This window comes from Nitrospira sp. Kam-Ns4a (assembly GCF_965152595.1).
Genome location: NZ_OZ224218.1, coordinates 57061 through 70984, shown reverse-complemented (window position 1 = coordinate 70984; position 13924 = coordinate 57061). Strand labels below are relative to the sequence as shown.

The 13924-nt window shown below is 67.4% G+C and carries 12 protein-coding genes and 1 pseudogene; 10 read left to right on the top strand and 3 right to left on the bottom strand.

The annotated features are described in order from the left end of the window. The first annotated feature begins 3 nt into the window (after positions 1-3). Positions 4-555, top strand: coding sequence for an IS630 family transposase (locus ACWHYQ_RS00320; RefSeq protein ID WP_447973812.1), 552 nt, complete (start codon positions 4-6; stop codon positions 553-555). Here the strand turns inward: ACWHYQ_RS00320 and ACWHYQ_RS00315 are convergent. Both ACWHYQ_RS00315 and ACWHYQ_RS00310 read right to left on the bottom strand, forming a co-directional pair. Further along, positions 543-1367, bottom strand: coding sequence for an IS256 family transposase (locus ACWHYQ_RS00315; protein ID WP_447973811.1), 825 nt, complete (start codon positions 1365-1367; stop codon positions 543-545). The genes ACWHYQ_RS00320 and ACWHYQ_RS00315 overlap by 13 nt on opposite strands. Continuing rightward, positions 1364-1792: a transposase gene (locus ACWHYQ_RS00310; RefSeq protein WP_447973810.1), complete on the bottom strand. Its 429-nt coding sequence runs from the start codon at positions 1790-1792 to the stop codon at positions 1364-1366. The genes ACWHYQ_RS00315 and ACWHYQ_RS00310 overlap by 4 nt, the downstream gene beginning before the upstream one ends. Positions 1793-2044: 252 nt before the next feature. Between ACWHYQ_RS00310 and ACWHYQ_RS00305 the strand changes: the two genes are divergently transcribed. From ACWHYQ_RS00305 to ACWHYQ_RS00290, 4 genes are all read left to right on the top strand, one after another. Next, entirely contained in the window at positions 2045-2602 is a 558-nt protein-coding gene (locus tag ACWHYQ_RS00305) for a hypothetical protein (protein WP_447973809.1), read from the top strand. 490 nt (positions 2603-3092) lie between these two features. Next, positions 3093-3575, top strand: a complete 483-nt coding sequence (locus tag ACWHYQ_RS00300) for a hypothetical protein (RefSeq protein ID WP_447973808.1) — start codon at positions 3093-3095, stop codon at positions 3573-3575. Between the two features lie 619 nt (positions 3576-4194). Then, positions 4195-4953 (top strand): reverse transcriptase domain-containing protein, encoded by a 759-nt coding sequence (locus ACWHYQ_RS00295; protein WP_447973807.1) that lies wholly within the window; start codon positions 4195-4197, stop codon positions 4951-4953. Between the two features lie 234 nt (positions 4954-5187). After that, on the top strand, positions 5188-5475 hold the full coding sequence (locus ACWHYQ_RS00290; protein ID WP_447973806.1) for a group II intron maturase-specific domain-containing protein: 288 nt from the start codon (positions 5188-5190) through the stop codon (positions 5473-5475). A 175-nt stretch (positions 5476-5650) separates the two neighbouring features. On the opposite strand, the pseudogene ACWHYQ_RS00285 reads toward ACWHYQ_RS00290, so the two are convergent. Further along, positions 5651-6901: pseudogene (locus ACWHYQ_RS00285) on the bottom strand (IS256 family transposase). Between the two features lie 219 nt (positions 6902-7120). Here ACWHYQ_RS00285 and ACWHYQ_RS00280 point away from each other — a divergent pair. The 5 genes from ACWHYQ_RS00280 to ACWHYQ_RS00260 all read left to right on the top strand — a co-directional run bounded on the left by ACWHYQ_RS00280 (position 7121) and on the right by ACWHYQ_RS00260 (position 13921). Further along, complete coding sequence (locus ACWHYQ_RS00280; RefSeq protein ID WP_447973805.1) at positions 7121-7333, top strand: 2-oxoisovalerate dehydrogenase; 213 nt, start codon at positions 7121-7123, stop codon at positions 7331-7333. Next, positions 7330-7581: a type II toxin-antitoxin system HicA family toxin gene (locus ACWHYQ_RS00275; protein WP_447973804.1), complete on the top strand. Its 252-nt coding sequence runs from the start codon at positions 7330-7332 to the stop codon at positions 7579-7581. The genes ACWHYQ_RS00280 and ACWHYQ_RS00275 overlap by 4 nt, the downstream gene beginning before the upstream one ends. 1152 nt (positions 7582-8733) lie before the next feature. After that, positions 8734-10167, top strand: coding sequence for a sigma-54-dependent transcriptional regulator (locus ACWHYQ_RS00270; protein WP_447973803.1), 1434 nt, complete (start codon positions 8734-8736; stop codon positions 10165-10167). 174 nt (positions 10168-10341) lie between these two features. Then, positions 10342-12546: a tetratricopeptide repeat protein gene (locus ACWHYQ_RS00265; protein ID WP_447973802.1), complete on the top strand. Its 2205-nt coding sequence runs from the start codon at positions 10342-10344 to the stop codon at positions 12544-12546. After that, a complete protein-coding gene (locus ACWHYQ_RS00260) occupies positions 12527-13921 on the top strand; it encodes a two-component system sensor histidine kinase NtrB (RefSeq protein WP_447973801.1) in 1395 nt (464 codons plus the stop codon). Before ACWHYQ_RS00265 ends, ACWHYQ_RS00260 begins: the two co-directional genes overlap by 20 nt. Positions 13922-13924: the final 3 nt, after the last annotated feature.

The following is a 13924-nucleotide window of genomic DNA, read 5'->3' as shown; positions in this document are numbered from 1 at the left end:
GAGATGGGGCTGCGCTCGGATCATCAGGCGGGGACCAGTTGGGGCAAGCGCGGCCAGACCCCGGTGATCCGTGGCCCCGGTCGGCGCTTTCGCTGCAACATGATCTCGGCCATCACCAATCGCGGCCGGTTGTACTTTATGGTGTTCCGGCATCGCTTCACCGCACGAGTCTTCCTCCGATTCTGCCACCGCTTGCTCCGGCACGTGAGGCATCCGGTCTTTCTGATTGTGGATGGGCATCCCGTGCATACCGCGGCTGTCACCCAGCGGTGGCTCCACCGTCACCGCGATCGGCTGCGTCTGTTCTTCCTGCCACCCTACAGCCCGGAACTGAATCCCGACGAATATCTGAACCAAGACGTCAAGACCAACGCGCTGGGCCGTCGGCCGCCCCAGGACGCAGATGAGCTGGCGGTCAACGTCCGTCGCTATCTTCGCAGCACCCAGCGCATGCCGGCCGTGGTGCAATCCTTCTTCCATCAGGTCAAGCTCTTTTTTTCCTGTAAAAGTGGCCATGGCGCTGATCCCTCCGGCTGTCTCCCTCAGGCCACCTGACTCTGCACGGGATACCGCTCCTGGCGGATGGCATCCAACTCGCGCAGGATGCGCGGCGTCATGCGCAACCCACGCCAGCGTTGCGCGGCGGTGAGCAAGGTGGCGAACACCAGCGTCAGACAGGCGGTCTCGGTCGGGAACCGCGGAATCACCTTCGTGCGGCGCCGCCCTTCCCCGAACGTCCGTTCGAGGAGATTCGTCGTCCGAATACTCTTGTGATGCTCCTTGGGAAACTTCAGATAGACCAGGCACGCCTCCAGATCCTGTTCCAGACAGGCCATCGCCGCCGGATAGCGGGCGCGCCACCGGGCGATGAGCGCACGGCCCCGCGTCAGCCCCTGCTCAGAGGTGGCGGCACAGAAGACCTGGCGGATCAGCGGCTTGAGCAGCGCCCGCGCGGCCTGCGGCAACTTGGCCAGGATGTTCCGCATCTTATGCACCTGACACCGCTGATGGAAGGCGCGGGGGAACACCTCCCGCAGCGCCTTGCGCAGGCCGGGCTGGCCATCCGAGACCACCAGCAACGGCGCCTCCAGGCCGCGCGCGGTCAGGTCGTGCAGGAAGCTCAACCAGGCGTCGTAGGACTCGCGGCTGCCCAGGGCCAGAGACAGCAGGACCTTCTGGCCCGACTCCAGAATCCCGTAGGCGCAGAGCACCCCTTCCTGCTCGTCCGTCCCTTGCCGCACGGCCAGATAGATCGCGTCCAGGAACAGATAGACGACCTTCAGGGCACTGAGATCCCGGCGCTGCCACGCCTCGAAGTCCGCCTGCAGCTGGCGACAGACCTCGCTGACGCCGGTGCGGGAAATCACCCGGTCCCCACCGTCTCCAGAAACAGGGCTTCGACATCGGCCTGCGAGAGCCCGCGCACCCACATCCGCGTGGCCAAGCGTTCCAACGCCTTCGAGCGTGTGCCCACCGCCTGCGCCACCCGGGCCGGAAACGGCTCGTCGGTCCCCCGCACCTGCGGCACCGCCACCGGCAGCAGCCCCAGCGGGGTCTTGAGCCCCTTGGGCTCGTAGCCATTCCGCCAGCCACGCCGCCGCCGGGCGCCCCGCTGATAATGGGCGCGGCCCAGCCACTCGGTCACTTCTTGTTCATAGGCCACTTGCAACACGTACCGGGCGCCCAATTTGATGAGTTCATCCAACGGATGCTCCGCGCTCTTGCTGCCTTGCTCCAACACGGTCGTGAGTGCTTGCTTCAGGTGCTCGCTCGGTGGTACCCTCTTTCGCATGGCGTAAGTCCTCCTTTCAGCTTGGGGCCTCGGCCCCGGGTTGGTAAACGCCGGAGGCATCTTACGCCATTTTTGTTTCTGCTCAACTCACTTTTACAGGAAGTATAGAGCATCACCTTCCATCACCCTGCGGTCCGCTATGCGGCTGAGTGAAAGGCGTCAAGTATTTTGCGCTCCCGGTAATATGAAGAAACGAATCCAGACGGAACAGTTACCGTGTTCCGACTTCTCCGTGTGTCAGTAACCAAACTCGTGGCAATCCAGGGGAGCCTGCAAGCGCAAAGCCGCGCTCAAGAGAAAGCGCTCGACCAGGCACGACAGGAACTCCGGTTGCTACAAGAATCCTTGGGTCAGAAGCAACAGGACCTGGAGACTCGAACGCGTGCCGTGCAACAGGCCCTTGCCCAGATCTCGCAACTCCAAGCGACTCTCTCTGAGAAAGCGCAGAAGATCGATCAGCAACAGCGGCAGGTCGAGCAACTGCTGCAGCAATTGACTACCAAATACCAGGTGAAGGGGCCGCAAGCGGAAGGAGCAACGTTCGAGACCCTCAAGCAAGCAGAGGCCCAGCTTGAAGAAAGAGAGCAAGAGCTCGATGGCATTTACAGAAGAGCCGTTGAGCGAATACGAAAACACTCGCAGAAAGCTTGCCGTTACGTTACGCCCGGCATGACACCATCGGAGGTCAGAGGACTGTTGGGAGAACCAGATGGCCGAAGTGTTTTCGGCGGATGGTCTTACGGAAGGACCAGAGTACATTTCGATCTTAACAATATTGTTATCTCTGTTGAGGGCTGTGATCAGCGTTAGCGAGAGAGATTGCCGACGCGAACATAAAGCCTCACTGTTGAGGTCCCCAATCTGGTATCCCAGTGGAAACCAATGGCAACCGCTCAGATGGACTCAGGTTCAGCAAAGCTGTCCCGATTGAAGAGTGGCTAAAAGATGGTTGCGGCTGGCTGGATAGTGTGGTCCATTCTTCTTTGTTTTGCAGTAAGCTGGTCTTTCGGCTGGTACTGGACTATGAGACAGCCCTACGGCTCCGTTACGTACGGAACCATGAACACAGTCATCGTCTGGTGGTTGCTCCTAGCGTGGACGCTTCACTATTCAGGCATGAACAAATTGCATCTCTTGTGGCTCGCACCCTCCGTAGTTCCAGTGGCAGCATTCGTGTCGATTAAGACTGTGCTGGATTCCATGGGGACAGGAAAACGCCGGAAGCTTCCTGCTGGCATGTGGAAACTCCTCACAATTTACATTGTGGCATTATCGCTCTTGACCTTCTGAGACCGACTGCATGGTTCCCTACATCGTCATCGGGGCGGCAGCACTCATCGGCTTGGTAGGATGGGGACTCAATGGGGCGCTTCTGGGTGCCGTCCTTGGGTGGGCTGTCAATATGCTTATCGGTGCGGCTGTGTGGTTAATTTACGGAGGCGCTCTTCCGAGGAAGGTCCGCGCGCAAACGGCTACGCATTTCCTTGATAACTTTCTGGACACTGCTGCTGCGGCCTACCCTGGACTATCGCCCAAGGCCATGCAAAAGGCCATAGAGGCCGATATCGAGCGAATTGCCCGTATAGCCATGGAAGGAGCAGCTGCCTGGCAGACCGGTTTAGAGCACGATCTGGTGATGGCAGCTGCCGAAAAGGTAGTCCAAGAGGAAGAGGATCCCCTTCGTCGCGAATTGATAAGCGCCCTTACGCAACACCTTGAGAGAACCTGGTATCGGTCAGCACAAGATGGAGGAAAATCCGGGGAAACACTTCCGCTTCGATAATTACAGAATCACCTCCCGGATGTTCTTCGTGAAAAGGGGGGAGGGTAGAGATGCCCAAGGTTTGGCGGGACAAAAACGGTGGGGTGATGCTCTATACTTCCTGTAGCGCGCCAGGCGAAGGGTTCGTTGACCAGCCGGTGCAAGTCCGGCCGTGGTAACCGCCAGCGGGCCAGGTCGTCAGCCCCGGCCGTTCGCGGCCAGGCAGGCGGCTGAGCGGGGTCTCAACCCTCGTGACGAGCGAGGGGACGAGTGGGCAGTCCGTACCATGACGGGAATCCTGCCGCGTCGGGAGGAGCCCGCCGAAAGGCGCACGAGGAGGCCGAGCCGCGTACACATCGGCGAAGGCCACAAGCCCCGCTGGGAGGCTGGAGCGGCGGGGGCGACTCCGCCGGCGTAGGGGGAGCGGAATGTCCACAGGGCCAACGAAGCAACCTGGGAGCGCCGCCCGGCCGAGAGAGTCGGGCCGATCAGACCGAGAGTCGAAGTGGACCGATGGTCGAGAGGCAGTCGGAGGAGGCCAGAGTCCTGGGGAGGGCCTGGACAACAGAACCAGGTCGGAGGGAAGGGCCTCGGCTTCACCCAGGGGCCGGTGAGGACGACGGGCTGGAGCAGGCCACGCGTGGCTCACGAGGCCCGAGCCACGGTCCGGCGCCTGCAGCAGGCCCGCTCTCAGGCGGCCAAGAGGAGCCCAACCCGACGCTTCCATGCCTGGTACGACAAGCTCTGGCGGTGGGAGGGGCTGGAGCAGGCATGGGCGACGGGGCGAGCCAACCGTGGCCGAGGTGGGGTCGATGGGCAGACGATCGAGCGCAGTGAGCGGGCGGGGGTGGCACCCTTCCTGCAAGAGCTCCACGCGGCGTGGCCGGCGGGCCGGGATCGGCCGTGTCCGGTGCGACGGGTGGAGATGCCCAAAGCCAGCGGCGGCACCCGGCCGCTGGGGATTCCCACGGTGCGGGACCGCGTGGGGCCAGCCGCCTGCCGGCTGGTGATCGAGCCGCGCTTTGAGGCCGAATTTCTGCCCTGCTCGTCTGGATTTCGGCCGGGGCGCCATGCCCACCAGGCTCACCGGCTGAGCAACGAGACGGTCAATCGGGGGTCTCACGGGGTGGTCGATGGGGACATCGTCCGGTCCTTCGAGACCATCGACCAGACGAGGCTGCTGGCGCTGGTGAGGCAACGCATCAGTGACCGGCGCGTGCTGCGGCTGCTGCGAGCCTGGCTGAAAGCCGGCGTGTTCGCGGCCGACGGCGATGAGCCCAGCGAGCAGGGAACGCCTCAGGGCGGGGTCATCTCGCCGTTGCTCTCGAACATCTACCTGCACGTGCTGGATCAGCAGTGGCCACAACGCTTCGCGCCTCTCGGCATGCTGGTGCGGTAGGCGGAGGACGTTGTCATCCTGTGCCGCCGGTACCGGGAGGCGCAGCAGAGCCTGGCGGCGGTCCGGGACGTGCTGGCGGGCCTCGGGCTGGCCTTGCATCCGGAGAAGACGCGGCTCGTGGATCGGTCTCGCGGGAAGATGGGGTTTGACTTCCTGGGGTGTCACTTCCACAAGTGTGCGTCTTGGCAGTTCCGAGGTCGGCATTATTGTCTGAGTTGGCCCTCGCAACGCGCGATGCGCCAGATTCGCCAGAAGGTGAAGGTGGTGACGGCGGACTGGCGACGGCTGCCATTCCCCCTGGAGGCGGTGGTGGCCACCCTGAACCCGATCCTGCGGGGATGGGTGCAATCCTTCAAGGTGGGCAACAGCAGTCGGAAGTTTGTCGCGTTGGATCGGTCTGTCTTCCATTGCTTGGCACTGTTCCGCCGGCGGAAGTATCAACTCCGTCGGCGGGACTGGTCGGCGGCGGACGACCGGCGCCTTGGCGTGTATCGGGCCACGGGACAGGTCGTATGGGCCTGACCTCGAATGCCCCTGCGCAAGCGGTTGTCGGAAAGCCGGATGAGGGAGAATCTCACGTCCGGTTTGATGAGGGGGTGCTGGAAACCCCTGTCCGCTGTGGTCCGTAGTAGGCGCGTGCGCCGAGGCGTTCGGGAGCGGCTCCAGGTTCGCGCCAGTGCTCTACTCTACAATGGAATCAGGCGGCGACCTCCTGTTGGGTCACGCTGGGTGATGCCTTCACGCCATCGACCAACGGGACGCCGGCGTAGACCAGGGGCAGCAGCTCCGGCGCATTCAGGCGCCGGAAGTGACCCTCGGCCACTTGGAGCAGTTTCCAGATCAACGCCGTGGCGGACTCGACGCGCTGGTCGCGCTTCCCGGCTGTCGTCCGCAGCCGGACGGCGGCGAACGGGGACTCGACCCCGTGGGTCGTCCGGAGAGGCTGCCACTGCGCTCTCGGGAACTGAGAGCACGTGACGAGCCGTGCCCAGTCCGCCGGTCACCGCTCGACGGCCTTCGGGGCCAGCCCCTGGTACCGGCGGCTGAACCGGTCCCGGAGGCGCTCGCACTCGGCCTGCGTCTCGGCGTACGGTATCGCCGTCAGCAAGGCCTTCGCCTCAGCCTGGAGCTTCTTGGGCATGGCGTCCAGCACGTTGAGAATCTTATGGTTCCAGCACCGCTGCTCGGCGGCCGTCGGTTGCTGCTCGGCCAAGGCGGCCCAGATCCCGAGGTGCCCATCGGCCACCGGGCCACGCCAGGGCTTCAGCCCCCGTGCCCGCAGATCCCGCAGCACGGCCCCCCACGACTCCTGGGACTCGCGTTGGCCGCTCTCCACCGCGAGGACGACCTTGCGGCCATCAGTCAGCGCGCCGATCAGGACCAGCAGCGCCGCCTGGCTGTCTTCCAGACCGGCTTTCCCGGACAGCCCGTCCGCCCAGACGTACACGACCTCCAGGTCATCCAAGCGGCGCTGCTTCCAGGCGTCGTCCTCCTGCTGCCATTGGACCTTGAGCCGCTGGAGGGAAGCCGCCGATAGCGGCGCCCCCTCGCCCAGCAGCCCCCGCAGGGCCAGCTCGAAGTCCCCGTGCGCGAGGCCATGCAGGTACAAGCGGGGCAGGAGCTCGCCCACCTCCTTCGTCCGCCGCTTGAACAGCGGCAGAATCCGACTGACGAAGCGCTCGGCCAGCCCGCGCACCCGCGGCCGCCGCACCGTGATCGTCCCGCACGTGAGCGCCAGCTTCCGCAGCTGGCCATACCCATTGCGGTACCCCTCTGGGGCATCGACGGCCGCCCGGCGCTCCGATTTCTTCCGCCCCAACCGCGCAGTGCCTGCCTCCTCCAACAGCGCCTGCAACCACCGCTGGATGTGGCCCCGCGCCCATTCCTCCAGATGGTCCCACCACTCCTGGCTTGACGCAGACTCGGTTCCTGTGTTCTGCTCCTGCATGGCGGTGCCTCCTTTCATGGCCGGACTCGCTCCGGCTGGGTTTAGTCACCCGAAAGGTTGCCACCGCCTGTTTCCTATTTCCACACCTTTTGATCATACCTCTTTCAGTCAACGCCTTATTACTCGCTTGGAGGGCCTCAAAAGCCATCGGAGGCAATGGCGCGTGGTCAATTCCTGCCGGATTCAGGTTGATAGAGGCCCTATTCATGGGAGGATGTCATGAACGCGAAGGAGATCATCGTTCTGGTCGAGGAGTCGCCAGAAGGAGGCTATGAAGCCCGTGCCCTGGGGCATGCCATCTTCACCGAAGCCGATGATCTGGCAAGGCTCAGGGAGCAGGTCCGGGATGCGGTGCGCTGTCACTTCGACAAAGAGGAGCGGCCCGCCATCATCCGCCTCCACCTGGTGCGGGATGAGGTCATTGCTGTATGAAACTCCCACGCGATCTCGGTGGGGAGGAGCTTGCCCGGCGTCTTTCCCGGTACAGCTACCGGATCGTTCGACAGACCGGGAGCCACATGCGCCTGGTCTCTTCCGTCAAGGGCACAGAGCACAGGGTAACGATCCCGAGCCATCGGCCGCTGCGGGTTGGGACCCTCCACAGCATCCTCAAAGAGATCGCTGACTACCTGGAAATGGACCGAGATGCCTTGACCGAGGAACTGCTCGGCCAGGGCTGAAAGGCAAGGAGCTCAGTTGTCCATGACGTGAGGTAGCGAGCGCCACGCCGTACAGAACCCCTTCCTCCGCTACGCCCAGGAGGCGGGCTGGAGCTACCTGCCTCCGAACGAGGCGACGGGGCGGCGGCGGGGGGAGACGGGGCTGGTTCAGCCGGTGAGCCTGGTGGGCATGGCGCCCCGGCCGAAATCCAGACGAGCAGGGCAGAAATTCGGCCTCAAAGCGCGGCTCGATCACCAGCCGGCAGGCGGCTGGCCCCACGCGGTCCCGCACCGTGGGAATCCCCAGCGGCCGGGTGCCGCCGCTGGCTTTGGGCATCTCCACCCGTCGCACCGGACACGGCCGATCCCGGCCCGCCGGCCACGCCGCGTGGAGCTCTTGCAGGAAGGGTGCCACCCCCGCCCGCTCACTGCGCTCGATCGTCTGCCCATCGACCCCACCTCGGCCACGGTTGGCTCGCCCCGTCGCCCATGCCTGCTCCAGCCCCTCCCACCGCCAGAGCTTGTCGTACCAGGCATGGAAGCGTCGGGTTGGGCTCCTCTTGGCCGCCTGAGAGCGGGCCTGCTGCAGGCGCCGGACCGTGGCTCGGGCCTCGTGAGCCACGCGTGGCCTGCTCCAGCCCGTCGTCCTCACCGGCCCCTGGGTGAAGCCGAGGCCCTTCCCTCCGACCTGGTTCTGTTGTCCAGGCCCTCCCCAGGACTCTGGCCTCCTCCGACTGCCTCTCGACCATCGGTCCACTTCGACTCTCGGTCTGATCGGCCCGACTCTCTCGGCCGGGCGGCGCTCCCAGGTTGCTTCGTTGGCCCTGTGGACATTCCGCTCCCCCTACGCCGGCGGAGTCGCCCCCGCCGCTCCAGCCTCCCAGCGGGGCTTGTGGCCTTCGCCGATGTGTACGCGGCTCGGCCTCCTCGTGCGCCTTTCGGCGGGCTCCTCCCGACGCGGCAGGATTCCCGTCATGGTACGGACTGCCCACTCGTCCCCTCGCTCGTCACGAGGGTTGAGACCCCGCTCAGCCGCCTGCCTGGCCGCGAACGGCCGGGGCTGACGACCTGGCCCGCTGGCGGTTACCACGGCCGGACTTGCACCGGCTGGTCAACGAACCCTTCGCCTGGCGCGCTACACACCTATTGACAAGACCTCGGGTGGAGGAAGCCATGAGCCAGCCGCACATCGTCGTCGTGGATGATGAGGCCGCGATCCGAGAGGTGCTCGGGGAGTTCTGTACGGACAAGGGCTACCAGGTCACGGCCGTCGCGGACGGCCCGGCGGCGCTCCACGTGGTCCAGCGGGTGCCTGTGCAGGTTCTGCTGACCGACCTCGTGCTGCCGGGCATGGATGGCATCGAGCTCTTGGCGCGCGTGCACGAGATCAACGCGCAGATTGCCGGCATCGTGATGACTGGCTATGGCACAATCGAGCGCGCCGTGCGCGCAATGCAGGCTGGGGCCGTCGAGTTTCTCACCAAGCCATTCCCGATGGAGGCCGTGGGACTGGTCCTCAGGAAGGCGCTGGGATTCCAGAAGCTGAAGCGGGAGAACCTGCTGTTGAAGCAGACGAGGCAGGCGCGGGACGGCGACGGCCCCCTCGTCGGCACCAGCGCGGCGTGGCGCCAGGTGCTCGACCTGGTTGAACGGGTCGCCGACCGCGACAGCACGGTGCTGCTCCAAGGTGAGACCGGAACCGGCAAGGAGCGGGTGGCGCGCCGCCTGCACGCCCTGAGCCGCCGCCGAACAGGTCCGTGGGTGGCACTCAACTGTGGCGCCATTCCTGAGACGCTCCTGGAGGCCGAGCTGTTCGGCCATGAAAAAGGCGCGTTTACGGGGGCGACGACGACCCGGATTGGACGCTTCGAGCAAGCCCACGGCGGGACGCTGTTCCTGGACGAGGTGGGCGAGCTGAGCCTCCCGTGCCAAGTCACGCTCCTGCGCGTCCTCCAGGAGCAGGCGTTTGAGCGGGTGGGGGGCACCAAGACGATCCGGGTGGATGTTCGCCTCATCGCCGCGACCAACCAGGATCTGGAGCACGCGGTCGCGGCGGGACGGTTCCGGCCGGATCTCTTCTATCGGCTGAACGTCATCCCGATCACGCTCCCGCCGCTCCGGGCGCGGCGAAGCGACATCCCGCTGCTGGTCGAGCACTTCATTCGGCATTTCAACGAGACCCAGGGGACGGCGATCCAGGGGATCGAGCCCGCCGCCCTGGACGCCCTGTCCCGGTATTCGTGGCCGGGCAATATCCGCGAGCTGGAACACCTGGTGGAGCGCCTCGTCATCCTAAAGCAGTCCGGGCGCATCGCCGTCACGGACCTCCCGGAACAGATCTTCACGGGCTCGGCGGCGCCGCGGCCCGCCGCCGAGCCCGTGGACTTCACCGGTCAGGGCATCAACCTCGTCAAGGAGCTGGAGGAATTCGAAAACCGGCTCATCCTCGAGGCCCTGCGGCAGGCCAACGGGGTGGTGAGCCGGGCCGCGCAGCTCCTCCACCTGAATCGGACGACGCTCGTCGAGAAGCTGAAGCGCAAGGGCTTGGATCCCAGGGGACAGGCGGAGCGGCTCGCCGGCGATCCGACGCTGGAACGCGGAACCTGAGGCAGGCACCGGAGTCCCGTCTGCCTGGCTCCGACCGTCAACCGCTTGACCAGACGCGTCAAGCTGCCCAACACCGGATGGGCCGCTCGTCCTGCCCGCCACGCGCGACCGCGTGCAACCGGAAGACATCCTGACGCCTCTTCCGCCAGACGTCCGTGGGGACCGGGGGCATGGATGTTGCTGCCTCCCGATGTCGTGCACACGGTTCTCCTCTCATCGCTCCTGATGGCGTGGCTCGTCGGGATGTCGGCGGCCACACTGGAGGCCGCCGGGCCCTCATTCTCCCAGGAGCGGTCGCCGGCGGCGGCCGCGCGCCCCGGCGCTCCCGTGCCACCGGATTCCTTTACCTTGCCCGATTGGCCCGACGACGGGCCGCGCGTCGCTGGCCCCGGGGAGGGGCCGGCGGCGGCCGTCTTCGAGCGCGGCACGACGTCCTACCGGCAGGGCCACCTGCCGGAGGCGCGGCTGGCCTTCCAGCAGGTCGTCGAGCAACATCCGAGCAGCCCGCTCGTCGAGCCCGCGCGGGCCTTCCTCGCGGAGCTGCTCGTCCGCGAGAAGCCGGGTCCCCGGGGAATGATGGAAGCGATTGAGGCGTACCGGGCCCTCCTGTTGGAACGTCCCGGCTCGCCGAACGCGCGCCGGGCCCGCTGGCGCATCGGCGACCTCTACGCGGCGATGGGGCTGCGGATCGAAGCCCAGGGCTCGTACGAGCGGGCGCTCACCGACCTGCCCGATGGGCCCGATGCGGACCGGGCGTGGCTCGGGCTCGCCCTGAACGATGTCGGGTGGGCCCGGTGGGGCGAGGCCGAGCAGGCGTTCCGGACGCTCCGCCAGCACACGCGCGACGAGCGGCTGCGGCAGTATGCGACGGTCGGGCTCGCGGACGTGCTGGTCGCGGCCCGGCGGCCGGAAGAGGCGGAGGCCCTCTATCGGACGGCCATGGAGCAATGGCCGGAGTTCCTCAAGCGCCGGCCGGCGTCGCTGCTCCGGTACGCCGCGCTGACGAGGGAGCTGGGCCGCGAGGCGGACGCCCGCCGCCTCTACGGCATCGCCTACAACCTGCGTCCCTGGAGCGACGAGGCGCCCGAGGCGCTGGTCCAGATCGGGGACAGCTTCCGCCGCCACGGTGCCCTCGAGCGGGCTGGGCTGTTCTACGAGCTGGCGGTGGCGCGCCATCCTGGCACGCTGGGGGCGGCCCTCGCGCGCCTGCGGCTCGCGGAACTGGGCCACGAGCGGCTGGCCGCCCGGCCCACGCGCGCGCTGCACGAAACGGTCCGCACCCTGCTGCGCGCCGGGCCGGTCCCCTGGCTGGACCCGGCCGGGCAGCGGCGCGTCCTGCACGAGCTGGCGGCGACCTACGAGCGCCTCGTCCTCGGGAGCGAAGCAGGCTATCACCTGGCTGAGATGCTCGAAGCGGACGGGGAACGGACGGAGGCGATCCGGGCCTACGAGGCGGTGGTCGCCCGGGCCGGACGCCTGCCCGACGACCCCTGGCCGGAGCGAGCGAGCGGGCGGCTCGCCGGGCTGCTCGCGCCGGACATCCTGTTGGCGCTCGACCGCGGCGACGACCTCGCGGCGGTGACGCTCTATTACCGGCTCGGGGTGTTTGCCGAGCGCGTCTTCGCCGACAGCGACCTGCTCCTCCGGATCGCCGGGGCGGACCAGCGGCTGGGGTTCCTGCCCGAAGCCGTCCGGCTCTACCAGGTCGTGCTGCGAAGCCGCGGCGCCCAGGCCTGGCGGGAAGCGGCGCTGATCGGGTTGGGGCAAACCTATCTGGCCCAGCGCGACTTCGCCGCGGCCCGGCAGGTCTTCGACCGCTACCGCCTCCAATATCCGCTCGGCCGGTGGGGGCGGGAGGCGCTGCGGGGACTCGCCGAGGCCTCGCTCGAGGCGGGAGACCCGGCCAGCGCCGTCCGGGTGAGCCGTCAGTGGCTCGCCCGATATCCCACCCAGCCGGCCCGGCCTGCCGTGCTGCTGACGCTCGCCGCCGCGCTCGTCGCGCAGGGGAATCGGGCGGAGGCGCTCCGGTGGTACGCGGAGGCGGAGCGCGCGGGCGGGCTGACCGATCCCCGCATGGTCCTGCGCTACGCGGACCTGCTGGCGGAGGCGGGGCGCGGGGAGGCCGCGCTCGTTCGGTACGGCCGGGTCCTGCAGGAGGTGCCCACGGGTGGAGCCGCGGACTGGGCGCGATTCCAGATCGTCCGGCTCCGCCGCGCCCAGGACGATCCGGCGACAGTCGAGGTGGCGCTGGAGGCGCTCCTGGCCGAGGCGGCGGATCCCGTGATGGCGCGGCTGGCCGTGGCGCTGGCGGCGGATCTCGCCCCCCGGAGACAGGAGGCAGGGACAGACGGAGACCGACATGACGCAGGACGTCGCTAAGGTCCAGGACGTGCGTCTGCTGCGGCATGCCTTCCGCAGCTTCGATCGAGCCGCGGCGACGCTCGAGGAGGCCTACCGGGCGCTTCGAGCCCGTCTGGAACAGACCGACCTGGAGCTGGCCGCCGCGAACGACGCCTTGCGGGCGCACCTCCGGGAGAAGGAGGAGATCAAGGCCCATCTCGAGGCGATCCTCGAGTCGCTGCCCACGGGGGTGCTCGTGGCGGACGAGCGGGAAGTCGTCGTCCGTTGTAACGGCGCCGCCGAGGCCCTGCTTGGGGTTCCCCGGGAGCGGCTGCTCGGGCGCCCCCTCGCGACGGTGCTGGCCGAGGCCGGCTTGGCCGGCGGGAGCTATCCGCTCGCCGCGCCGACCGGCGCCGCCCTGTCCCTCTCCCGGACGACGCTCCGGGGAGCCGGCGGCGGGGTCGCCGGCAGCCTCGTGCTCCTGCACGACATCTCGACGGTGCGGCAGCTCGAAGAACGCCTGCAGCGGCGGAGCCGCCTGGCCGCGATGGGCGAGATGGTGAGCCGGATCGCGCACGAGATCCGGAACCCGTTAGGGAGCATCGAGCTGTTTGCGTCGCTCCTGCGACGGGATCTGGCGCGGGACCCCGACCGGCAGCGGTATGCGGACCACATCGGCCTGGCGGTCAAGGCGATGGACGGGTTGCTGGCGAACCTCCTGGGGTACACGCAGCCGAGCCGCCCGCGCGCGCGGTGGCATGGGACCGAGGCCCTGGTGCGCGACGCGCTGGCGCTGGCGACGCACGAGCTCGCGCGGACGCCCATCGAGGTTGTGCTCGCGGTGGATCCCGCGGCGACGCGGATCTGGTGCGACGCGGCCCAGGTCACCCAGGCCTTGCTGAACGTGATCCTCAACGCGGGGCAGGCGATGCCGGGCGGCGGGACCCTCACGATCGCGGCGTCGGCGTTTCAGGAACGCGTCGGCGGCGCCGGCGCAGGCGCCCCGGTGCGCCTGGTCCGGTGGACCCGGGTGGCGCTGTCGGACACCGGCGTCGGCATTCCGCCGGACGCGCTCCCGCGCATCTTCGATCCCTTCTTCACCACGCGCGAGCGCGGCACCGGGCTGGGGCTCGCCATCGTCCATGCCGTCGCCGAGGGGCACGGTGGACGGGTCGAGGTGGAGAGCACGGTCGGCCGCGGGACCACAGTCGTCCTGCTGCTGCCGGGGCCAGCCGAGCCGGCCGGCGCCGCCACGGGCGAGCCAGCAGACAACGGGACCTGTCCGCGCCCGTCGCGATGGCCACGGTGTCCTGAATGGGAACCTGCGTCGACGCCTCACGGTCGAAAGGCGAGCACGAACCAGCTCAGCAGATGGGCGTCAAGGGACCAGAACAGAGCAGGAATCGGATCATGAGGC